Source organism: Mycobacterium sp. WMMD1722 (assembly GCF_049315205.1).
Classification (GTDB): domain Bacteria; phylum Actinomycetota; class Actinomycetes; order Mycobacteriales; family Mycobacteriaceae; genus Mycobacterium.
This window is the reverse complement of the sequence record NZ_CP186056.1, coordinates 1,362,967-1,384,844: the sequence shown is the minus strand read 5'-3', so window position 1 is coordinate 1,384,844 and position 21,878 is coordinate 1,362,967. Positions and strand designations below refer to the sequence as shown.

The following is a 21,878-nucleotide window of genomic DNA, read 5'->3' as shown; positions in this document are numbered from 1 at the left end:
ACATGACCACACTCGAAGTCAAGGACCTGCACGTCTCGGTCGTCAATCCCGACGGCGGCCCCGAGGGTGCCGACATCCCGATCCTCAAGGGCGTCAACCTGACGGTGCGTTCGGGGGAGACCCACGCGGTGATGGGACCCAACGGATCCGGTAAATCCACGCTGTCCTACGCGATCGCCGGGCACCCCAAATACACCGTGACGTCCGGTTCGATCACCCTCGACGGCGAAGACGTCCTGGAGATGGACATCGACGAGCGCGCGCGGGCCGGCCTCTTCCTGGCCATGCAGTACCCGGTCGAGGTCCCGGGCGTGTCGATGTCGAACTTCCTGCGCACCGCGGCCACCGCCGTGCGCGGCGAGGCGCCCAAGCTGCGCCACTGGGTCAAAGAGGTCAAGGGTGCGATGACCGACCTCGGCATCGACCCCGCCTTCGGCGAACGCAGCGTCAACGAAGGCTTCTCCGGCGGTGAGAAGAAGCGTCACGAGATCCTGCAGCTGGGGCTGCTCAAGCCGAAGATCGCCATCCTCGACGAGACCGACTCCGGTCTGGACGTCGACGCGCTGCGCGTCGTCAGCGAGGGGGTCAACCGCTACAAGGAGACAGAACACGGCGGCGTCCTGCTGATCACCCACTACACCCGCATCCTGCGCTACATCGAGCCGCAGTTCGTGCACGTCTTCGTCGGTGGACGGATCGTCGAGTCGGGTGGCCCGGAACTGGCCGACGAACTCGAAGCCAACGGCTACGAGCGCTTCACCCAGGCTGCCACCGCGGGAGCCTGACATGACGGCCGCGCAGACGCTGGATCTCGCCACGATCAGGGCGGACTTCCCGATCCTGAGCCGGGTGATGCGCGGCGGTAGCACGCTGGCCTATCTGGACTCGGGTGCGACCTCGCAGCGTCCGCTGCCGGTGCTCGACGCCGAGCGGGATTTCCTGACCACCTCCTACGGAGCGGTGCATCGCGGCGCCCATCAGTTGATGGAGGAGTCCAGCGACGCCTACGAGCAGGGGCGGGCCGATATCGCGGCATTCGTCGGGGCCGGTCCGGACGAGCTGGTGTTCACCAAGAACGCCACCGAAGCGCTCAACCTGGTCGCCTACGTACTGGGCGACGACCGGTTCACCGGCCGCTCGGTCGGTCCGGGTGACGTCATCGTCACCACCGAGCTCGAACACCACGCGAATCTGATCCCGTGGCAGGAGTTGGCGCGCCGCACCGGGGCGACCCCGAAGTGGTTCGGGGTGACCGACGATGGACGCATCGATCTGGACTCACTCGAACTCGACGAGCGGGTGAAAGTCGTTGCCTTCAGCCACCATTCGAACGTCACCGGTGCGATCGCACCGGTCGCCGAATTGGTGTCGCGGGCGCAGGCGGTCGGTGCGCTGACCGTGCTGGACGCCTGCCAGTCGGTGCCGCACCAGATCACCGACTTCGGCGCGCTCGGGGTGGACTACGCCGCCTTCTCCGGGCACAAGATGCTGGGCCCGAACGGGATCGGGGTGCTCTACGGCCGCCGTGAACTGCTCGCGGCGATGCCGCCGTTCCTGACCGGCGGCTCGATGATCGAGACCGTGACGATGGAGTCGGCGACCTATGCGCCGGCGCCGCAGCGCTTCGAGGCCGGCACCCCGATGACCTCCCAGGTCGTCGGGCTGGCTGCCGCGGCCCGATATCTCGGAGACATCGGGATGGCCGCGGTGCAGGAGCACGAGGCGCACCTCGTCGCCGCCGCGCTGGAGGGCCTGTCCGGGATCGACGGCGTCCGGATCATCGGACCGATGTCGCTGGAGCACCGGGGCTCACCGGTGTCGTTCGTCGTCGACGGCGTGCACGCCCACGACGTCGGGCAGGTGCTCGACGACGACGGGGTGGCCGTACGGGTCGGTCACCATTGCGCGTGGCCGCTGCACCGCCGGTTCGGCATCGCCGCCACCGCGCGGGCGTCGTTCGCGGTGTACAACACCCTCGACGAGGTGGACCGGCTGGTGGCCGGGGTGAAACGGGCCGTGCAGTTCTTCGGGCGGGACTGATGAGACTCGAGCAGATGTACCAGGAAGTGATCCTGGACCACTACAAGCACCCGCATCACCGCGGGCTGCGCGATCCGTTCGGCGCCGAGGTGCACCACGTCAACCCCACCTGCGGTGACGAGGTGACGTTGCGGGTGGCGCTGTCCGAGGACGGTGAGACGGTGGTCGACGTGTCCTACGACGGGCAGGGCTGTTCGATCAGCCAGGCGGCCACCTCGGTGCTCACCGACCAGGTGATCGGGGCGACCGTCGGGGATGCGCTCAAGACCGTCGCCGCGTTCACCGAGATGGTGTCCTCGCGGGGCACCGTCGACGGCGACGAGAACCTGATCGGTGACGGGGTGGCGTTCGCGGGTGTGGCGAAGTACCCGGCGCGGGTGAAGTGTGCCCTGCTGGGGTGGATGGCTTTCAAAGATGCCGTGGCTCAGGCGACGCACGACGTACAGGAGAGAAGATGAGCGACACCGCTGCACCCAACGAGGAGTTCCTCGCCGACCTGGAGGAGGCGATGCGCGATGTCGTCGACCCGGAACTCGGGATCAATGTCGTGGATCTGGGGCTGGTGTACGGCCTCGACGTCGAGCAGGCCGAGGGCGGCGATATCGCGTTGATCGACATGACGCTGACCTCGGCGGCCTGTCCGTTGACCGATGTGATCGAAGATCAGTCGCGCACCGCGCTGGTCGGCGCCGGTCTGGTCAAAGACATCAAGATCAACTGGGTGTGGAATCCGCCGTGGGGTCCGGACAAGATCACCGAGGACGGCCGCGAACAGCTGCGCGCCCTCGGTTTCACCGTCTAGCCCCACCCGGATGACCTGGGAACACCGCTCGGCGACCTGGCGTTAGGACAGACATGGCAACGCAAGACATCACCGCTGAACAGTTCAACGACACCATCACCGACAACGAGATCGTGCTCGTCGACTTCTGGGCGTCGTGGTGCGGGCCGTGCCGGGCGTTCGCGCCGACGTACTCGGCCTCCTCGGAGAAGCACCCGGACGTGGTCTACGCCAAGGTCGACACCGAAGCCGAGCAGGCACTGGCCCAAGCCGCCGACATCCGCTCGATTCCGACCCTGATGGCCTTCAAGAAGGGCAAGCTGGTGTTCAACCAGGCCGGTGCGCTGCCGGCGGCGGCCCTGGAGGATCTCGTCCAGAAGGTCAAGGAATTCGACGTCGACGCCGCGATCGCGGCACAGGGTGACGGCCAGCCGCAGTGAGTGTCGTGCACGATAACGTGCACGGGTGACCCACGTTCTCGTCGACCGGCCGCGGCCGCACGTCGCGCTGGTGACCCTCAACCGCCCCGAACGGATGAACTCCATGGCGTTCGACGTCATGGTCCCGCTGCGTGAGGTGCTCGGCGAACTCACCTACGACAATTCGGTGCGGGCAGTGGTACTCACCGGGGCCGGGCGCGGATTCTCCTCCGGCGCCGATCACAAATCGGCCGGCTCGGTCCCGCATGTGGAGGGGCTGACCCGGCCCACTTACGCGCTGCGGTCGATGGAGGTGCTCGACGACGTCATCCTGGCGCTGCGCAAGATGCACCAGCCGGTGATCGCCGCGGTCAACGGGGCCGCAATCGGCGGCGGTCTGTGTCTGGCGTTGGCCGCCGACATCCGGCTGGCCGCGTCGGGCGCCTACTTCCGCGCCGCGGGCATCAACAACGGCCTGACCGCCAGTGAACTCGGGCTCAGCTATCTGCTGCCCCGGGCGATCGGCTCGTCACGGGCGTTCGAGATCATGCTGACCGGCCGCGATGTCACCGCCGAGGAGGCCGAACGGATCGGGCTGGTGTCGCGCACCGTGCCCGAGGAGGACCTGCTCCAGGCGTGCTACGACGTCGCCGAGCGCATCGCGTCGTTCTCCCGGCCGGGAATCGAGTTGACCAAGCGCACACTGTGGAGTGGGATGGACGCCGCTAGCCTGGAAGGGCACATGCAGGCAGAAGGCCTCGGGCAGCTCTACGTGCGCCTGCTCACCGCGAACTTCGAAGAAGCGGTGGCTGCGCGCGCCGAGAAGCGGCCGGCGCACTTCAGCGACGACAAGACCACACCCTGAGACATAAGGAGAGCGACGCGTGATCACCGCAACGGACCTGGAGGTCCGCGCCGGGGCGCGCACCCTGCTCTCCACCGAAGGCGCCGCGCTGCGGATCCAGCCCGGTGACCGCATCGGACTGGTCGGACGCAACGGCGCGGGCAAGACCACCACCATGCGCATCCTCGCCGGTGAGGGCGAACCCTACGCCGGGACCGTGGTGCGCAGCGGTGAGGTCGGCTACCTCCCGCAGGACCCCCGCGAGGGCGATCTGGACGTGCTGGCCCGCGACCGGGTGCTGTCCGCGCGCGGCCTGGACACCCTGCTGGCCGACCTGGAGAAGCAGCAGGCGTTGATGGCCGAGGTCGCCGACGACGCCGCACGCGACAAAGCGGTACGCCGCTACGGCCAGCTCGAGGAGCGGTTCGCGGCGCTGGGCGGATACGCCGCCGAATCCGACGCCGGGCGCATCTGCGCCAGCCTGGGGCTGCCCGAACGCGTGCTCACCCAGCCGCTGCGCACTCTGTCCGGTGGGCAGCGCCGCCGCGTCGAGCTGGCGCGCATCCTGTTCGCCGCGTCCGAAGGGGGAGCGGGCGCGTCGTCGTCGACCACCCTGTTGCTCGACGAACCCACCAACCACCTCGACGCCGACTCGATCGGCTGGCTGCGCAGCTTCCTGCAGAACCACAGCGGCGGGCTGGTGGTGATCAGCCACGATGTGGATCTGCTCGCCGACGTGGTCAACCGGGTGTGGTTTCTCGACGCCGTCCGCGGCGAGGCCGACGTCTACAACATGGGCTGGCAGAAGTACCTGGACGCCCGTGCCACCGACGAGCAGCGCCGCCGCCGCGAGCGGGCCAACGCCGAGAAGAAGGCCAGCGCGCTGCGCGCGCAGGCCGCCAAGATGGGCGCCAAGGCCACCAAGGCCGTCGCCGCCCAGAACATGCTCAAGCGGGCCGACCGGATGATGGCCGCCCTGGACGACGAGCGGGTGGCCGACAAGGTGGCCCGGATCAAGTTCCCGACCCCGGCGCCCTGCGGTAAGACCCCGCTGATCGCGAAGGGACTGACCAAGACCTACGGGTCGCTGGAGATCTTCACCGGGCTGGACCTGGCCATCGACCGCGGTTCGCGGGTCGTCGTGCTGGGCCTCAACGGCGCGGGCAAGACGACGCTGCTGCGGCTGCTGGCCGGCGTGGAGAACGCCGACGCCGGCGGGCTGGAACCGGGCCACGGCCTGCAGATCGGCTACTTCGCCCAGGAGCACGACACCCTCGACAACCTGGCCTCGGTGTGGGAGAACATCCGCCACGCCGCACCCGACACCGGCGAACAGGATCTGCGCGGCCTGCTGGGCGCGTTCATGTTCACCGGTCCGCAGCTCGACCAGCCGGCGGGGACGCTGTCGGGTGGTGAGAAGACCCGGCTTGCGCTGGCCGGGCTGGTCGCCTCCAAGGCCAACGTGCTGTTGCTCGACGAACCGACCAACAACCTGGATCCGGCATCGCGCGAGCAGGTCCTCGACGCGCTGCGCAGCTACCAGGGCGCCGTCGTCCTGGTCACCCACGACCCGGGCGCGGCCGAGGCGCTCGACCCCCAGCGGGTGCTGCTGTTGCCCGACGGGACCGAGGACTTCTGGTCCGAGGACTACCGCGACCTCATCGAACTCGCCTGATCCACTTCGCGCACCGTTGCGCGAAATTGCGCACGCTCCGATTAGCCGTGCCCGCGCTGGGTATGAAATCGCGAGGCGGGGGCATCACGAGCGGGGAGATGCGATGAAGAAGTCGGATCAGTCACGGGACCAACTGCTGAGCGAACTGCGCAGCGAATACGAGAGCGGTGCGAGCATCCGGTCGCTGGTGGCCAAGACCGGCCGGTCCTACGGGTCGATCCACAGCATGCTGCGCGAATCGGGCACCACCATGCGCAGCCGCGGGGGACCGAACCACCGCGCCCGCCGGGTCAGCTCCTGAGCTCGCTCTGCTGGCGCACCGACGCCTCGACGAGGTCGAGGACGGCGCCGAGCCGGGCCGGATCGTCGCCGGAGGCCAACCGCGCGACCAACCCGTCGAGCACCAGATCCAGATAGGTCTGCAGCACGTCGCTGGGCACGTCGTCGCGTAGCCGGCCAGCCTGCTTCTGCCGCCGCAGCCGTTCGGTCGTCGCCGCGGACAGCTCCGCCGAACGTTCCACCCAACCCCGGTGGAACACCGGATCGTTGCGGAGTTTGCGCGCGATCTCCAGCCGGGTCGCCAACCAGTCGAACTGCTCGGGGGCGGCGAGCATGTCCCGCATCACCTGGATGAGACCCTCCCGGGCGGCCACGTCGGCCATCCGTTCGGCGTCCTCCCGGGCCAACTCGAAGAACAGCGTGTCCTTGTCGCGGAAGTGATGGAAGATGGCGCCGCGCGACAGCCCGATGGTCTGTTCGAGCCGTCGCACGGTCGCCTCGTTGTACCCGTACTCCGCGAAGCAGCGCCGGGCACCGTCGAGGATCTGGCGGCGGCGCGCCGCCAGATGATCGTCGGTGACCCGGGGCACGAAACTACTTCGACTTGAGCATGTTGCGCAGCACGAACTGCAGGATCCCGCCGTTGCGGTAGTAGTCCGCCTCACCGGGGGTGTCGATACGCACCACCGCGTCGAACTCGACCGTCTCGCCGCCCTCCTTCGACGCCGTGACGTGCACGGTCTTGGGGGTCTTGCCCTCGTTGAGCGCTTCGATGCCGGTGATGTCGAACGTCTCGGTGCCGTCGAGTTTCAGCGACGCGGCCGATTCTCCCTCGGGGAACTGCAGCGGGATGACGCCCATGCCGATGAGGTTCGACCGGTGGATGCGCTCGAAGGACTCGGTGATCACCGCGCGGACGCCCAGCAGGCTGGTGCCCTTGGCCGCCCAGTCGCGCGAAGAACCCGATCCGTACTCTTTGCCGCCCAGCACGACCAGGGGAATGCCCTGCTCCGCGTAGTTCTGCGCCGCGTCGTAGATGAACGCCTGCTCCCCGTCCCTGGTGAAGTCGCGGGTGTACCCGCCGGAGACGTCGTCGAGCAGCTGGTTCTTCAGGCGGATGTTGGCGAAGGTGCCCCGGATCATCACCTCGTGGTTGCCGCGGCGCGATCCGTAGGAGTTGTAGTCCTTCTTCTCCACACCGTGCTCGTCGAGATACTGCGCGGCCGGGGTGCCCGGCTTGATGCTGCCGGCGGGGGAGATGTGGTCGGTGGTGACCGAATCGCCCAGCAGGGCCAGCACCCGCGCCCCGGTGATGTCGGAGACCGGCTCCGGCTCGGCCGGCATACCGTCGAAGTACGGGGGCTTGCGCACGTACGTCGAGTCCTCGGCCCACTCGAAGGTGTCACCGCTGGGGGTGGGTAGGTTGCGCCAGCGGTCGTCGCCCTTGAAGACGTCGGCGTAGTTCTTGACGAACATCTCGGTGTTGATCGCGTTCGCGATCGTGTCGTTGATGTCCTGCTGGGTCGGCCAGATGTCCTTCAAGAGGACCTCGTTGCCTTCATCGTCCTTGCCCAAGGCCTCGTTCTCGAAGTCGAAATCCATGCTGCCGGCCAGTGCGTAGGCGATCACCAGCGGCGGGGACGCGAGGTAGTTCATCTTGACGTCGGGGTTGATCCGGCCCTCGAAGTTGCGGTTGCCCGACAGCACCGCGGTCACCGACAGATCGTTGTCGTTGATGGCCTGACTGATCTCCTCGGGCAGCGGGCCCGAGTTGCCGATGCAGGTGGTGCAGCCGTAGCCGACCAGGTAGAAGCCCAGCTTCTCCAGGTAGGGCCACAGGCCGGCCTTGTCGTAGTAGTCGGTGACGACCTGCGAGCCGGGCGCCATCGTGGTCTTGACCCACGGCTTGCTGGTCAGCCCCTTGTCGACGGCGTTCTTGGCCAGCAGCGCCGCACCCAGCATCACCTCGGGATTGGAGGTGTTGGTGCATGACGTGATCGCCGCGATCACCACCGCGCCGTGGTCGAGGACGAACTCGCCGCGTTCCTCGGACTTCACCGTGACCGGTTTGCTCGGCCGGCCCTCCGCGCCATTGGCGGCCGACTTCACATCCACCGAATCCTCGTCGGCGAAGGACAGCGCCACCGGATCGCTCCCCGGGAAGGACTCCTCGACGGCCTCGTCCACCTTGGAGTGGGGTGCGGAGTTGCCGTTCTCGACGTAGTTGTGGATGTCCTTGCGGAACGCGCTCTTGGCGTCGTCGAGGGCGATGCGGTCCTGCGGGCGCTTGGGACCGGCGATCGAGGGCACCACGTCGGCCAGGTCGAGTTCGAGGTACTCGGAGAACTTCGGCTCGCGGCTCGGGTCGTGCCACATGCCCTGCGCCTTCGCGTAGGCCTCGATCAGCGCGAGCTTCTCCTCGCTGCGGCCGGTCATCCGCAGATAGTCGATCGTCACCTCGTCGATGGGGAAGATCGCGGCGGTGGAACCGAACTCCGGGCTCATGTTGCCCAGCGTCGCGCGGTTGGCCAGCGGCACCTCGGCGACGCCCTCGCCGTAGAACTCCACGAACTTGCCGACCACGCCGTGCTTGCGCAGCATCTCGGTGACGGTGAGCACGACGTCGGTGGCGGTGACGCCGGGGCGGCGCTCACCGGAGAGCTTGAACCCGACGACGCGGGGGATGAGCATCGAGACCGGCTGGCCGAGCATGGCCGCCTCGGCCTCGATACCGCCGACGCCCCAGCCGAGCACGCCGACGCCGTTCTCCATGGTGGTGTGGCTGTCGGTGCCCACACAGGTGTCCGGGTAGGCCACCGTGATGGTCTCGCCCCCAACTTCGCCGGCCCGATCGCGCTCCATCACGACGCTGGCCAGGTACTCGATGTTGACCTGGTGCACGATGCCGGTGCCGGGCGGGACGACCTTGAAGTCGTCGAACGCGCCCTGACCCCAGCGCAGGAACTGGTAGCGCTCGCCGTTGCGCTGGTATTCGATCTCCACGTTGCGTTCGAACGCGTTGGCGGTGCCGAACAGGTCGGCGATCACCGAGTGGTCGATGACCAGATCGGCGGGGGCGAGCGGGTTGACCTTCTGCGGGTCGCCGCCGAGGTCGCCGACCGCCTCGCGCATGGTGGCCAGGTCGACGATGCACGGCACGCCGGTGAAGTCCTGCATGATGACCCGGGCCGGGGTGAACTGGATCTCGATGCTCGGCTCGGCCTCGGGATCCCAGTTGGCGATGGCCTCGATGTGGTCCTTGGTGATGTTCGAGCCGTCTTCGGTCCGCAGCAAGTTCTCGGCCAGGACCTTCAGGCTGTACGGCAGGTTCTCGGTGCCGGGCACGGCATCGAGCCGGTAGATCTCGTACGACTTGTCCCCGACCTCGAGGGTGTCGCGGGCATCGAATGAGTTCTTCGACGAATCCTTTTCGCTCACATCAACTCCCGATAGTTCTCGCCGCGACGGGCTGTGTCGCGGCGCCTGATGTTAACAGTACGCTTGTCCTGCAATACACTCCAGGCCGCGCGGAAACCGGGTAACAGTCTGGTCGCTGCCCGGCGGGTGCTGGCGTCGGGGTACCCGCTCGCGAGGTACCGTGCTCACCTGTGACGGCACCCGATGTGATGGCTGGTGTCATGCCAGAGGTTCTCCCGTTTCTGCCCGGGTTCATTCCGCCTGACCTCGACATGGACCAGGTGCTCGCCGAGGTCGGTGCCGACGGGGTGAGCGCACCGCCCGGTACCGATGAGGCGGCGCTGCGCCAGGTCGTGTCCGAGGCGCGGGCCGATGGTATCGATCTCAAGATCGTCGTCATCGATCGCGATCCGCACCTCGACACCCCGCTGCGCGATATCGCGACCGAGGTCGGCATCGCCTATCCGGACGCCACCGTGCTCGCGCTGAGCCCGTCATTCGCCGGGACCTGGAGTGGATCGATCGACCGGGTGACCCTGGAGGCGGGCCAGGATCTGGCCAAGACCGGCAACCCGGTGCAGTCGGCGCAGAATTTCCTGGACCAGATCACCACCGACGACTTCCCGTGGACGCTATTGACGATCGTGCTGGTCGTGTTGGTCGCCGTGGCCGCCGTGGGCACCCGGTTATTGCAGGTCTGGGGTAAACGCGTGACCGCGCCGACGCCGGCCGAACAGGCCGCCGACACCCCCGCTGACCAGCGCTGATCGGCATCCCGGCCGAGGGCCGGGAATGGCGATATCACCATTCGATAACGGTGCGCGCAATTACAACATTGTAATTTGTGACGAAAGTTTCTTTAGCGACTTTTGTGACGTACGGTGCATTCGGTACCCCTGTTGTAGTTGTGCTTAATGTGACAACTGCGCAACGGTTTCGCATCGAGCCCCGAGGAGATCTGAGTCGAATGAAGCGCTCCACTCGCGCCTCAGCCTCTCGCCGCTACGGCAGGGCCTATGCGCTTCCGCTGACCGCAGGCATGCTCGTCACCACCGCGCTGTGGAGCGGGACCCCGGCCTCGGCCGATCCGGACGGTATCGGCCCGCTGGTCGCCGCGGTCGCCAACGCCAACCAGCAGCTGCAGGATCTGGGCGCCGCCGTGCAGACCCAGCAGGAGAGCGTCAACAAGGCCATCCTCGACGTCCAGAACGCGCGTGACGCCGCGGCGGCCGCCCAGCGCGACCTCGAGGAGTCCAGCGTCGGCGTCGAGGATGCCAACATCGCGATCGCCAACGCGCAGAAGCGTTTCGACGAGTTCGCCGCCGCCACCTACGTCAACGGGCCGTCGTCGTCGTATCTCACCGGTGCCGACCCCGCCGACGTGCTGCACACCGCGGCCGTGGCCCAGACCCTGTCGGTCAGTTCCGCGCAGGTGATGGCCAACCTGCAGCGCGCCCGCACCGAGCAGATCAACCGGGAGTCGGCCGCGCGCCTGGCCAAGCAGCAGGCCGATCAGGCCGCCGCCGACGCCGAGGCCAGCCAGGCCACCGCGGTCGAGGCGCTGCGGTCGGCCCAACGCACCTTCGGCGACCAGCAGGCCCAGCTCGACCGGCTCGTCGCCGAACGCGCCGCCGCCCAGGCCCGTCTCGACGAGGTCCGCAAGGCCGCCCAACCGTCCGCCCCGGCGCAGCCCGCGTCGGCTCCGGTGCAGAAGGCCGCCGGCCCCGCGCCCGCACCCGGCGCGGCCACCAACTGGGACCGGGCCCCCGGCGCCCCGGCGCCCGGGGCGGCCAAATGGGACATCCCGGCCTGGGATCCCACGCTGCCGGCCATCCCGAGTGCGTTCGTCAGCGGTGACCCCATCGCGATCATCAACGCGGTGCTTGGCATCACGTCGACCTCCGCGCAGGTCACCCAGCAGATGGGCCGCGGCTTCCTGCAGAAGCTCGGGCTGATCCCGACCCCGAGCGGTTACACCAACAACGGCGCCATCCCGCGCGTCTACGGCCAGCAGGCCACCGAATACGTCATCAAACGGGCGATGTCCCAGCAGGGTGTGCCGTATTCGTGGGGCGGCGGCAACGCGGCCGGCCCCAGCAACGGTATCGACTCCGGGGCGGGCACCGTCGGCTTCGACTGCTCGGGCCTGATGCTCTACGCGTTCGCCGGCGTCGGCATCAAACTCGACCACTACTCGGGCTCGCAGTACAACGCGGGCCGCAAGATCCCCAGCTCCGAAATGCGCCGCGGCGACATGCTCTTCTGGGGCCCGAACGCCAGCCAGCACGTCGCGCTGTACCTGGGCAACGGGCAGATGCTCGAGGCGCCCTACACCGGCTCGGTGGTCAAGGTCTCCCCGGTGCGCACCAGCGGCATGACGCCGTACGCCACCCGATTGATCGAATGGTGAAATTCTCGATGTCGCTGCGCCGCTTTGCTTCTCGATGGGCTCGGTCGATAGCCGCGCTGCTTGCCGCGGTGGTGATGCTGTTCGGCGCCGTCGCCACGGCGGCCGCCCAGCCGGATGACGGCCAGTGGGATCCGACGCTGCCCAAACTGCTCAGCGCCGGCGCCCCGGGCGACCCGCTGGCGATCGCGAACGCGTCGCTGGCCGCCACCGCACAGGCCACCCAGACGACCATGGAGTTGGGCCGGGGCTTCCTCGAGAAGCTCGGCATCGTCAGCCCCTCGGTGTCCAGTGTGGCTCCAGGGCGGGTGCGCGGACCGCAGGCGATCGAATACGTCATCCGCCGCGGCGCATCCCAGATGGGTACGCCCTACTCCTGGGGCGGCGGCAAGCCCAACGGACCGAGTACCGGCATCGACTCCGGTGCCAACACCGTCGGATACGACTGCTCGGGATTCACCCAGTTCTCCTACGCCGGAGTCGGCGTGCTGATCCCCAAGTACTCCGGGGACCAGTACAACACCGGGCGCAAGGTCCCGCTGGCCCAGGGCAAGCGCGGAGACCTGCTGTTCTGGGGACCCAACGGCAGCCAGCACGTCGCGATCTACCTCGGCAACGGACAGATGCTCGAATCGTCGGGCAGCGCCGGCAAGGTCACCGTCAGCCCCCTGCGCAAAGCCGGGCTGCAGCCCTACGTCGCCCGCATCATCGAGTCCTGAGCGCGCCCGCCGCGCCAGAGGGCACGTCGACGGATTCTCCGGTGCCTGGAATAGTTGACGGCGGGCGCCCCGGCGCCGGGCGCTGACGTGGGATACGCCTGCAGCACGCCTTGAAGCGAAAGACAGTGGGAGGATCTCGATGACGTCACCGAGTGGGCAGCCGCAGGGCGCCGGAAACTTTTCCGGTCAGAACCCCGCACCGGGCTATCCCGCCGGCTCCCACGCCGCGCCGCAGGGTCAGTCCCCGGCGCAGGCGCAGTCTCCCGCCGGCGGTCTGCAGGGCGAGGTGACCACCTTGGAGCGGGCCATCTTCGAGGTCAAGCGCATCATCGTCGGTCAGGACCGGCTGGTGGAGCGAATGCTGGTCGGGCTGCTGGCCAAGGGGCACGTGCTGCTCGAGGGGGTGCCCGGCGTCGCCAAGACCTTGGCCGTGGAGACCTTCGCCAAGGTGGTCGGCGGCTCGTTCGCCCGCATCCAGTTCACCCCCGACCTGGTGCCCACCGACATCATCGGCACCCGCATCTTCCGGCAGGGCAAGGAGGAGTTCGACATCGAACTCGGCCCGGTGGTGGTGAACTTCCTGCTGGCCGACGAGATCAACCGCGCGCCGGCCAAGGTGCAGTCGGCACTGCTCGAGGTGATGGCCGAGCGCAAGATCTCCATCGGTGGCAAGACCTTCCCGTTGCCGCAGCCGTTCCTGGTGATGGCGACCCAGAACCCGATCGAGCAGGAGGGCGTCTACCAGCTCCCCGAGGCGCAGCGCGACCGCTTCCTGTTCAAGCTCAACATCGACTACCCGTCGCCCGAGGAAGAGCGCGAGATCATCTACCGGATGGGCGTCAAGCCGCCGGAGCCCAAGCAGATCCTCGGCCCCGGTGACCTGCTGCGGCTGCAGGACGTCGCCGCCAACACCTTCGTGCACCACGCGCTGGTCGACTACGTGGTGCGCATCGTCACCGCCACCCGCGAACCGGAGAAGTTCGGGATGCCCGACGCCAAGGCGTGGATCGCCTACGGCGCCTCCCCGCGCGCCTCGCTGGGCATCATCGCCGCCTCCCGGGCGCTGGCGCTGGTGCGCGGACGCGACTATGTGATCCCGCAGGATGTGGTGGAGGTCATCCCCGACGTGCTGCGCCACCGCCTGGTGCTGACCTACGACGCACTGGCCGACGAGGTGTCCTCGGAGACCGTGATCAACCGGATCATGCAGACCGTCGCGCTGCCCCAGGTGAACGCCATTCCGCAGCAAGGGCCTTCGGTGCCCTCGGTAGTCCCGGCCGGTGCCGGCGCGGCGGGCGGTCGGTGACCGACTCGACCGGCCGATCCGTCGACCTGCCGTCCCTGGAACGCGGTGAGATCCGCGATCCGGCGCTGTCGGCCGCGCTGCGCAAACTCGAGCTGACGGTCCGCCGCAAGCTCGACGGCGTGCTGCACGGCGACCATCTCGGCCTCATCCCCGGGCCCGGCTCCGAACCCGGCGAATCGCGGATCTATCAGCCCGGTGACGACGTCCGGCGGATGGACTGGTCGGTCACCGCGCGCACCACCATCCCGCACGTGCGCACGATGATCGCCGACCGCGAGCTCGAGACGTGGCTGGTGGTGGACATGTCGGCCAGTCTGGATTTCGGCACCGCGGGCTGCGAGAAGCGCGATCTCGCGGTCGCCGCCGCGGCCGCGATCACCTTCCTCAACAGCGGTGGTGGCAACCGGATCGGCGCCATCATCTCCAACGGCGAGACCACGCGGCGGGTGCCTGCCCTGTCGGGTCGGATGCACGAACAGGAGATGCTGCGCACCATCGCCACCACGCCGCGGGCGCCGGCCGGGGTGCGCGGCAATCTCGCCGAAGCGATCGACTCGCTGCGCCGGCCCGAGCGTCGGCGCGGGATGGCGGTGATCATCAGCGACTTCCTCGGGCCGATCAACTGGATGCGTCCGCTGCGCGCGATCGCCGGACGCCACGAGGTGCTCGGCATCGAGGTGCTCGATCCGCGTGACATCGAGCTACCCGACGTCGGGGACGTCATCCTGCAGGACACCGAGACCGGCGTCACCCGCGAATTCACCATCGACCACCGGCTGCGCGACGACTTCGAGCGCGCCGCCGCCCAGCACCGGACCGAGGTGGCCCGCACCCTGCGCCGCTGTGACGCCCCGCTGTTGACGCTGCGCACCGACCGCGACTGGATCGCCGATGTGGTCCGGTTCGTCGCCAACCGGCGCCGCGGCGCCATGGCTGCCCGCTAGAGAAGCGAAAAGATAAGTCACACATGACGTTACCGTTGCTCGGCCCGATGTCGCTCTCGGGTTTCGAACACCCGTGGTTCTTCCTGTTCCTGCTGGCCATCGCCGGACTGGTCGGCCTGTACGTGATCGTGCAGACCGCCCGGCAGAAGCGGATGCTGCGCTTCGCCAACATGGAACTGCTCGAGAGCGTGGCCCCCAAGCGACCCAACCGCTGGCGGCACCTGCCGGCGATCCTGCTGGTGGCCTCGCTGCTGCTGCTGACCGTCGCGATGGCCGGGCCCACCCACGACGTCCGGATTCCGCGCAACCGGGCGGTGGTGATGCTCGTCATCGACGTCTCGCAGTCCATGCGCGCGACCGATGTGGCGCCCAGCCGGCTGGCCGCCGCGCAGGAGGCCTCCAAACAGTTCGCCGACGAACTGACCCCCGGGATCAATCTCGGCCTGATCGCCTACGCCGGCACCGCGACCGTGCTGGTCTCACCGACCACCAACCGCGAGGCCACCAAGGTCGCGATCGACAAGCTGCAACTGGCCGACCGCACCGCCACCGGTGAAGGGATCTTCACCGCGCTGCAGGCCATCGCCACCGTCGGCGCCGTGATCGGTGGCGGCGACGAGAACCCGCCCGCGCGCATCGTGCTGTTCTCCGACGGCAAGGAGACCGTGCCGTCGAATCCGGACAATCCCAAGGGCGCCTTCACCGCCGCCCGTACGGCCAAGGACCAGGGCGTGCCGATCTCGACCATCTCGTTCGGCACCCCGTACGGCTACGTCGAGATCAACGACCAGCGCCAGCCCGTGCCGGTCGACGACGCGATGCTCAAGAAGATCGCCGATCTGTCCGACGGTGAGGCGTTCACCGCGTCCAGCCTCGAACAGCTCCGCGAGGTGTACGCCAATCTGCAACAGCAGATCGGCTACGAGACCATCAAGGGTGACGCGAGCGTCGGCTGGCTGCGGCTGGGTGCGCTGGTGCTGGCGATCTCGGCGCTGGCGGCGCTGCTGCTCAACCGCCGCCTGCCCGGGTAGATTTCGGCCGCGAGCAGGGCAGGCACTAAGTTGGCGGGCATGCCCGAATTCGTATCGCGTTCCGTCCTGGTCACCGGCGGCAACCGCGGCATCGGTCTGGCCATCGCGCAGCGGCTGGCCGCCGACGGCCACCGGGTCGCCGTCACCCACCGCGGATCCGGGGCGCCCGACGGTCTGTTCGGCGTCGAATGTGACGTGACCGACAGCGCCGCCGTCGACCGCGCCTTCACCGAGGTCGAGGAACACCAGGGCCCGGTGGAGGTGCTGGTCTCCAACGCCGGCATCTCCAAGGACGCGTTCCTGATCCGGATGACCGAGGACCGGTTCACCGACGTCATCGATGCCAACCTCACCGGTGCGTTCCGGGTGGCCCAGCGGGCGTCACGCAGCATGCAGCGCAAGCGGTTCGGCCGGATCATCTTCATCGGGTCGGTGTCGGGGATGTGGGGGATCGGCAATCAATCCAACTACGCGGCCGCCAAGGCCGGCCTGATCGGGATGGCCCGCTCCATCTCACGCGAACTGTCCAAGGCCGGCGTCACCGCCAACGTGGTGGCCCCCGGCTATATCGACACCGAGATGACCCGGGCACTCGACGAGCGGATCCAGGAGGGTGCGCTGGAGTTCATCCCGGCCAAGCGGGTGGGCACCGCCGAGGAGGTCGCCGGGGCGGTCAGCTTCCTGGCGTCGGAGGATGCGAGCTACATCGCCGGCGCCGTGATCCCGGTCGACGGCGGCATGGGCATGGGTCACTGAGACAGATAAGGACACGTCATGACAGGCATTCTTGAAGGCAAGCGGATCCTCGTCACGGGGATCATCACCGACAGCTCCATCGCGTTCCACATCGCCAAGGTGGCGCAGGAGGCCGGCGCCGAGGTGATCTGTACGGGCTTCAACCGGCTGCGGCTCATCGAGCGCATCCTCGACCGGTTGCCGTCGAAGCCGCCGCTGCTCGAGCTCGACGTGCAGGACGACAAGCACCTCGACACGCTCGCCGAGCGCATCACCGCCGAGATCGGTGCGGGCAACAAACTCGACGGCGTGGTGCACTCGATCGGCTTCATGCCCCAGACCGGTATGGGCATCAACCCGTTCTTCGACGCGCCCTATGAAGATGTCGCCAAAGGCATCCACATCTCCGCCTACTCGTATGCCTCGCTGGCCAAAGCCGTGCTGCCGGTGATGAACTCCGGCGGCGGCATCGTCGGCATGGATTTCGACCCGACCCGCGCGATGCCGGCCTACAACTGGATGACGGTGGCCAAGAGCGCCCTGGAGTCGGTCAACCGCTTCGTCGCCCGTGAGGCCGGTGCGTACGGGGTCCGGTCGAATCTCGTTGCGGCGGGACCGATCCGGACTCTGGCGATGAGCGCCATCGTCGGTGGGGCACTGGGCGACGAGGCCGGTGCGCAGATGCAGCTGCTCGAAGAGGGCTGGGATCAGCGCGCGCCGCTGGGCTGGAACATGAAAGATCCCACGCCGGTGGCCAAGACGGTGTGCGCGCTGCTGTCGGACTGGCTGCCGGCCACCACCGGAACCGTCGTCTACGCCGACGGCGGCGCCAGCACACAGCTGCTCTGATCGGACGGCTGCTGTGTCTTTCGATGCGCTGCTCCTGCTGTCTTTCGGCGGGCCGGAGGGGCGCGACGAGGTAATGCCGTTCCTGGAGAACGTCACCCGCGGCCGGGGTATCCCGCGCGAGCGGCTGGAGAGCGTCGCCGAGCACTATCTGCACTTCGACGGGGTGTCACCGATCAACGGCATCAACCGCGCGCTGATCGCGTCGATCGAGGCCGAGCTGGCCGAACAGGGCCGCGATCTGCCGGTGTACTTCGGCAACCGCAACTGGGCGCCCTACGTCGAGGACACGGTGCGCCGGATGCGCGACGACGGGGTGCGCCGCGCGGCGGTGCTGGCCACCTCGGCCTGGGGCGGCTACTCCAGTTGCACGCAGTACAACGAGGACATCGCCCGGGGCCGGACGGCGGCCGGCGCAGGCGCCCCCGAACTGGTCAAGCTGCGCCACTATTTCGATCACCCGCTGTTCGTCGAGATGTTCGCCGAGGCGATCTCGGCTGCCGCGCAGACACTTCCGGCCGAGCTGCGCGACGAGGCCCGGCTGATCTTCACTGCACACTCGGTACCCACCGCCGCCGACGAACGGCACGGTCCGCACCTCTACAGCCGCCAGGTCGGCTACGCGTCCCGGCTGGTGGCGGCCGCGGCCGGATACTCCGACTACGACCAGGTGTGGCAGTCGCGGTCCGGTCCGCCGCGGATCCCGTGGCTCGAACCCGACATCGGCGATCATCTCGACGCGCTGGCCGGGCGCGGCGTGCGGGCGGTGATCGTGGTGCCGATCGGCTTCGTCTCCGACCACATCGAGGTGGTGTGGGATCTCGACAACGAGGTCGCCGAGCAGGCGGCGGAGCTGGGCGTCGCGTTCGCCCGCGCCGCCACCCCCAACGCCGACCGGCGCTACGCGCGCCTGGCCCTGGACCTTGTCGACGAACTCGAGACCGGCCGCCCGCCGAGCCGTGTCGCGGGTGCCGACCCGGTCCCCGGCTGCGGCCACGCGGTCGACGGCACGGTGTGCCGGAACTCGCCGCGCTGCGTGGCGGTGTTCAGCGACTGACCGGGGCCCTCAGCGCTGCCACGCCGAATAGAGGACCGCGTTCAGCGCGGCCAGCCGCGCCCTGCGAACCACGGCCACCAGCGGGCGCAGCGCGTCGCTGGCGATCTGCACCTCCGAGGAGCTCTGCAGACCGATGGGCATCAGACCCGAGCTGACCGTGATGATCGCATCGACGTGCGCGGCGTTCTCCAATACCCGCACCGCCCGGGTCGGCGCATGCTCGGGCAGCCGGTGCGCCCGCCCACTCTCGAGCACCTGCTCGACGAGGCCGCGGGGATCGTCGACGTCGGCGCCGGCCGCGCCCGCCCGCAGCGCACCGAGCGCATCGGCGGCCGCACGCACCGCCGAACGCAGCTCGTATTCGGCCTCACCGAGGTCGATGTGCTCGGACGGCGGCGTCCCCGGCGCCGAGTAGACTGTCCAGGACAGCGCCGAGACGTCCGGGTCGAACTCCGCGTCGTCACCGGGTTCGTCGAATTCGAAGTCTGGGACCAGACCGACCGCATTCGACGGGTGGTGCACATCGGTGACGATCAGCGCCTCGCCGACGGCGATCGCATCGCGCTGGAACTGGGAGCCCGGGGGCAGGCCGCGGACGTCGCCGGGCACGGGCAGGGCCACCGTGACGGCCGGACCGCCCGGGGTGGGCCCGGCCGCGGTGCGCACCGTCTGCAGCAGCGAAACCCCGCCGGAGTCGTTCAGATCGGGCCACGGCAGACCCGTGCGGCTCGCCGCGGCGGAATCGTACGCCGTCACGAGATGCCTTGGCGCCCAGGCCGAGAGTGCGTCGAGGACGTCGTCGGGCGCGGCGGCTCCGGCCGACCAAGCATTGGCCCACATCGCAAGGGTTGCACTCGGACACCACATGATGCAGGCAGTGTAGTTGTTCGCCGCGGCCCGAGCCGGTCACGCGCTAGGGTGGCGCCATGCCCGTTTGGCTGATCTGGCTGATCCTCGCCTTGGTGCTGGCCGGGGCCGAGATACTCACGGGTGACCTGTTCCTGCTGATGCTCGCCGGCGGTGCGCTCGCCGCCACGGGTTCGAGCTGGCTGCTGGACTGGCCGATCTGGGCCGACGGGGTGGTGTTCCTGGCGGTGTCGGTGCTGCTGCTGGTGGGGGTGCGCCCGGTGCTGCGGCGCCGGCTTGCCGCCGGCGGGGGCCTGCCCGATCCCGCCAAGGCGCTCGAGGGCAAACCCGCTCTGGTGCTCGACCGGGTGTCGCGCCATCACGGCCAGGTGAAACTCGACGGCGAGGTCTGGACGGCGCGCCCGTTCAACGACGACGATGTGTTCGAACCAGGCGACCACGTGACCGTCATGCACATCGACGGGGCGACGGCGGTCGTGTGGCGTAGTCCCCGACTGTAAGGAGACCGCTTGTGGATGGTGCCGTCACCGGACTGATCCTGCTCGCCGTACTCGTCGTCTTCGCCGTGGTGGTGGTCGCGAAATCGGTCGCGCTCATCCCGCAGGCCGAGGCGGCCGTCATCGAGCGGCTGGGCCGCTACAGCAAAACGGTGTCTGGCCAGCTCACGCTGCTGCTGCCGTTCGTGGACAAGATCCGCGCCCGCGTCGATCTGCGGGAACGGGTGGTCTCGTTCCCGCCGCAGCCGGTGATCACCGAGGACAACCTGACGGTCAACATCGACACCGTCGTCTACTTCCAGGTGACCAATCCGCAGGCGGCGGTCTACCAGATCAGCAACTACATCGTCGGCGTCGAGCAGCTGACCACCACCACACTGCGCAACGTGGTGGGCGGCATGACGCTGGAGCAGACGCTGACCTCCCGCGATGCCATCAACGGTCAGCTGCGGGGTGTGCTGGACGAGGCCACCGGCCGCTGGGGGCTGCGGGTGGCCCGGGTGGAACTGCGCAGCATCGACCCGCCGCCGTCCATCCAGGACTCGATGGAGAAGCAGATGCGCGCCGACCGGGAGAAGCGCGCGATGATCCTGACCGCCGAGGGCAGCCGCGAGGCGGCCATCAAACAGGCCGAGGGGCAGAAGCAGGCGCAGATCCTGGCCGCCGAGGGTGCCAAGCAGGCGGCGATCCTGGCCGCCGAGGCCGACCGGCAGTCCCGCATGCTGCGGGCCCAGGGTGAGCGGGCGGCGGCGTATCTGCAGGCGCAGGGCCAGGCCAAGGCCATCGAGAAGACCTTCGCCGCCATCAAGGCCGGCCGGCCCACCCCTGAACTGCTGGCCTACCAGTACCTGCAGACCCTGCCGCAGATGGCCAAGGGGGAGGCCAACAAGGTGTGGGTGGTCCCCAGTGACTTCGGTTCGGCGCTGCAGGGCTTCACCAAACTGCTCGGTGCGCCCGGGGAGGACGGGGTCTTCCGCTACACCCCGTCACCGGTCGACGACGTGCGCACCGGACCCGCCGACGACAGCGACGAGGTGGCCGACTGGTTCACCACCCAGACCGATCCGGCGATCGCCCAGGCGGTGGCCAAGGCGGAGGCCGATGCACGGGCATCCAGCGACGTCGGCGTGTTGCCGCCGGCGCCGACCCCGCCGCCGCAGATGCAGTATCCGCCGCTGAGTCAGCAGGATCTCTCGGTGCGGCCCGAGTCGGGTCAGCCGTGAGCGACGTCGGCTGAGGACTGTGCCGCGGCGCTGCGGTGGGCGCGGGCTTCGTAGAGCAGCCCCAGCACGCCGATCGAGGCGATACCGGCCGAGACGGCCACCAGCAGGGGATCCACCCGGCCGGTGAGGGCGTCACCGAGGATCACCACCGCGACCGTGCCGGGCGTCAGGCCGACCAGCGTCGCCAGCGCGTACGGCACCAGCCGCACCGAGGATGCGCCGGCGGCGTAGTTCAGCGCCGCGAACGGGACCACCGGGATCAGCCGCAACGACAGCACCGACGGCCAGCCCCGCCGCCGGAGCCGGTCGTCGAGGCGGTCGACCGCCGGATGGCTGATCAGCGTGCTGAGCTGCCAGCCCAGCGCGCGGATCAGCAGAACCGCCAGGACGGCGCTCACCGCGCTGGCCGCCACGGCGATCGACACCCCGAGCGCGGGACCGAACAGCAGCCCCGCCGCCAGCGAGAACGCCGTCCGGGGAAACGGGAACGTCGTGACCACGATGTGCGCGGCCAGGAAGACCAGCGGGAACCACGGTCCCACCGATGTCGCCCAATCCCGGACCTGCACCGCGGTGGGCAGCGGCACCGCCCAGGCGAATGCGACGAGAATCACAATCCCGACCGCCATTGCGACAAGACGCCTGCGCGGGACCTGTATGGCCGTGGCCCGTACCGCCGACCGCGCGGTCCGCAGGGTCCTGACGACGGCTTTCACGGTCGTCAACGATACGGGCCGCGGGTGACCGGCGGCTGTCGGCGCGGCACCGGCGAAGCCATGACCAGCGAACAA

At 68.8% G+C, this 21,878-nt stretch carries 23 protein-coding genes; 19 read left to right on the top strand and 4 right to left on the bottom strand.

What is annotated here, in order from left to right:
* Window positions 1-2 precede the first annotated feature (2 nt).
* The 8 genes from sufC to ACN27E_RS06370 all read left to right on the top strand — a co-directional run bounded on the left by sufC (window position 3) and on the right by ACN27E_RS06370 (window position 6,060).
* Complete coding sequence (sufC, locus tag ACN27E_RS06405; protein ID WP_422747522.1) at window positions 3-785, top strand: Fe-S cluster assembly ATPase SufC; 783 nt, start codon at window positions 3-5, stop codon at window positions 783-785.
* Between the two features lies 1 nt (window position 786).
* Window positions 787-2,040, top strand: a complete 1,254-nt coding sequence (locus tag ACN27E_RS06400) for a cysteine desulfurase (RefSeq protein WP_422747520.1) — start codon at window positions 787-789, stop codon at window positions 2,038-2,040.
* Complete coding sequence (sufU, locus tag ACN27E_RS06395; RefSeq protein WP_422747518.1) at window positions 2,040-2,498, top strand: Fe-S cluster assembly sulfur transfer protein SufU; 459 nt, start codon at window positions 2,040-2,042, stop codon at window positions 2,496-2,498. Before ACN27E_RS06400 ends, sufU begins: the two co-directional genes overlap by 1 nt.
* On the top strand, window positions 2,495-2,842 hold the full coding sequence (locus tag ACN27E_RS06390; RefSeq protein WP_422747515.1) for a metal-sulfur cluster assembly factor: 348 nt from the start codon (window positions 2,495-2,497) through the stop codon (window positions 2,840-2,842). Before sufU ends, ACN27E_RS06390 begins: the two co-directional genes overlap by 4 nt.
* 53 nt (window positions 2,843-2,895) lie before the next feature.
* Window positions 2,896-3,261 (top strand): thioredoxin, encoded by a 366-nt coding sequence (trxA, locus tag ACN27E_RS06385; RefSeq protein ID WP_422747513.1) that lies wholly within the window; start codon window positions 2,896-2,898, stop codon window positions 3,259-3,261.
* Window positions 3,262-3,286: 25 nt separating this feature from the next.
* Window positions 3,287-4,105 (top strand): enoyl-CoA hydratase, encoded by an 819-nt coding sequence (locus ACN27E_RS06380; RefSeq protein ID WP_422747511.1) that lies wholly within the window; start codon window positions 3,287-3,289, stop codon window positions 4,103-4,105.
* A 19-nt stretch (window positions 4,106-4,124) separates the two neighbouring features.
* Entirely contained in the window at window positions 4,125-5,759 is a 1,635-nt protein-coding gene (locus ACN27E_RS06375; RefSeq protein WP_422747510.1) for an ABC-F family ATP-binding cassette domain-containing protein, read from the top strand.
* A gap of 103 nt (window positions 5,760-5,862) precedes the next feature.
* On the top strand, window positions 5,863-6,060 hold the full coding sequence (locus ACN27E_RS06370; RefSeq protein WP_422747508.1) for a helix-turn-helix domain-containing protein: 198 nt from the start codon (window positions 5,863-5,865) through the stop codon (window positions 6,058-6,060).
* Here the strand turns inward: ACN27E_RS06370 and ACN27E_RS06365 are convergent.
* Together ACN27E_RS06365 and acnA are read right to left on the bottom strand one after the other, a co-directional pair.
* Complete coding sequence (locus tag ACN27E_RS06365; protein ID WP_422747505.1) at window positions 6,050-6,628, bottom strand: TetR/AcrR family transcriptional regulator; 579 nt, start codon at window positions 6,626-6,628, stop codon at window positions 6,050-6,052. The two genes, ACN27E_RS06370 and ACN27E_RS06365, sit on opposite strands and share 11 nt — an antisense overlap.
* A 4-nt stretch (window positions 6,629-6,632) precedes the next feature.
* Complete coding sequence (gene acnA, locus ACN27E_RS06360; protein WP_422747503.1) at window positions 6,633-9,476, bottom strand: aconitate hydratase AcnA; 2,844 nt, start codon at window positions 9,474-9,476, stop codon at window positions 6,633-6,635.
* 200 nt (window positions 9,477-9,676) lie between these two features.
* Between acnA and ACN27E_RS06355 the strand changes: the two genes are divergently transcribed.
* The 9 genes from ACN27E_RS06355 to ACN27E_RS06315 all read left to right on the top strand — a co-directional run bounded on the left by ACN27E_RS06355 (window position 9,677) and on the right by ACN27E_RS06315 (window position 18,500).
* Entirely contained in the window at window positions 9,677-10,222 is a 546-nt protein-coding gene (locus ACN27E_RS06355) for a DUF6676 family protein (RefSeq protein ID WP_422747501.1), read from the top strand.
* Between the two features lie 200 nt (window positions 10,223-10,422).
* The gene (ripA, locus tag ACN27E_RS06350; protein WP_422747499.1) at window positions 10,423-11,865 is read left to right on the top strand and encodes an NlpC/P60 family peptidoglycan endopeptidase RipA; all 1,443 of its coding nucleotides are present in this window, start codon (window positions 10,423-10,425) and stop codon (window positions 11,863-11,865) included.
* On the top strand, window positions 11,859-12,581 hold the full coding sequence (gene ripB / locus ACN27E_RS06345) for an NlpC/P60 family peptidoglycan endopeptidase RipB (protein WP_422747497.1): 723 nt from the start codon (window positions 11,859-11,861) through the stop codon (window positions 12,579-12,581). Before ripA ends, ripB begins: the two co-directional genes overlap by 7 nt.
* Window positions 12,582-12,720: 139 nt before the next feature.
* Window positions 12,721-13,887, top strand: a complete 1,167-nt coding sequence (locus ACN27E_RS06340) for an AAA family ATPase (RefSeq protein ID WP_422747495.1) — start codon at window positions 12,721-12,723, stop codon at window positions 13,885-13,887.
* On the top strand, window positions 13,884-14,831 hold the full coding sequence (locus ACN27E_RS06335) for a DUF58 domain-containing protein (RefSeq protein ID WP_422747494.1): 948 nt from the start codon (window positions 13,884-13,886) through the stop codon (window positions 14,829-14,831). Before ACN27E_RS06340 ends, ACN27E_RS06335 begins: the two co-directional genes overlap by 4 nt.
* 23 nt (window positions 14,832-14,854) lie before the next feature.
* The gene (locus ACN27E_RS06330) at window positions 14,855-15,862 is read left to right on the top strand and encodes a VWA domain-containing protein (protein WP_422747492.1); all 1,008 of its coding nucleotides are present in this window, start codon (window positions 14,855-14,857) and stop codon (window positions 15,860-15,862) included.
* A 39-nt stretch (window positions 15,863-15,901) separates the two neighbouring features.
* Window positions 15,902-16,618, top strand: coding sequence for a 3-oxoacyl-ACP reductase FabG1 (fabG1, locus tag ACN27E_RS06325; protein WP_422747490.1), 717 nt, complete (start codon window positions 15,902-15,904; stop codon window positions 16,616-16,618).
* Window positions 16,619-16,636: 18 nt separating this feature from the next.
* A complete protein-coding gene (gene inhA / locus ACN27E_RS06320) occupies window positions 16,637-17,446 on the top strand; it encodes an NADH-dependent enoyl-ACP reductase InhA (RefSeq protein WP_422747489.1) in 810 nt (269 codons plus the stop codon).
* Between the two features lie 13 nt (window positions 17,447-17,459).
* A complete protein-coding gene (locus ACN27E_RS06315) occupies window positions 17,460-18,500 on the top strand; it encodes a ferrochelatase (protein ID WP_422747487.1) in 1,041 nt (346 codons plus the stop codon).
* Between the two features lie 9 nt (window positions 18,501-18,509).
* Here the strand turns inward: ACN27E_RS06315 and ACN27E_RS06310 are convergent, their stop codons facing one another.
* Window positions 18,510-19,367, bottom strand: a complete 858-nt coding sequence (locus ACN27E_RS06310; protein WP_422747485.1) for a hypothetical protein — start codon at window positions 19,365-19,367, stop codon at window positions 18,510-18,512.
* Between the two features lie 59 nt (window positions 19,368-19,426).
* Between ACN27E_RS06310 and ACN27E_RS06305 the strand changes: the two genes are divergently transcribed.
* Window positions 19,427-19,867 (top strand): NfeD family protein, encoded by a 441-nt coding sequence (locus ACN27E_RS06305; protein ID WP_422747483.1) that lies wholly within the window; start codon window positions 19,427-19,429, stop codon window positions 19,865-19,867.
* Window positions 19,868-19,878: 11 nt separating this feature from the next.
* Window positions 19,879-21,087 (top strand): SPFH domain-containing protein, encoded by a 1,209-nt coding sequence (locus ACN27E_RS06300; protein ID WP_422747481.1) that lies wholly within the window; start codon window positions 19,879-19,881, stop codon window positions 21,085-21,087.
* On the opposite strand, the gene ACN27E_RS06295 is transcribed toward ACN27E_RS06300, so the two are convergent.
* Complete coding sequence (locus ACN27E_RS06295) at window positions 21,078-21,803, bottom strand: TVP38/TMEM64 family protein (RefSeq protein ID WP_422747480.1); 726 nt, start codon at window positions 21,801-21,803, stop codon at window positions 21,078-21,080. The genes ACN27E_RS06300 and ACN27E_RS06295 overlap by 10 nt on opposite strands.
* Window positions 21,804-21,878: the final 75 nt, after the last annotated feature.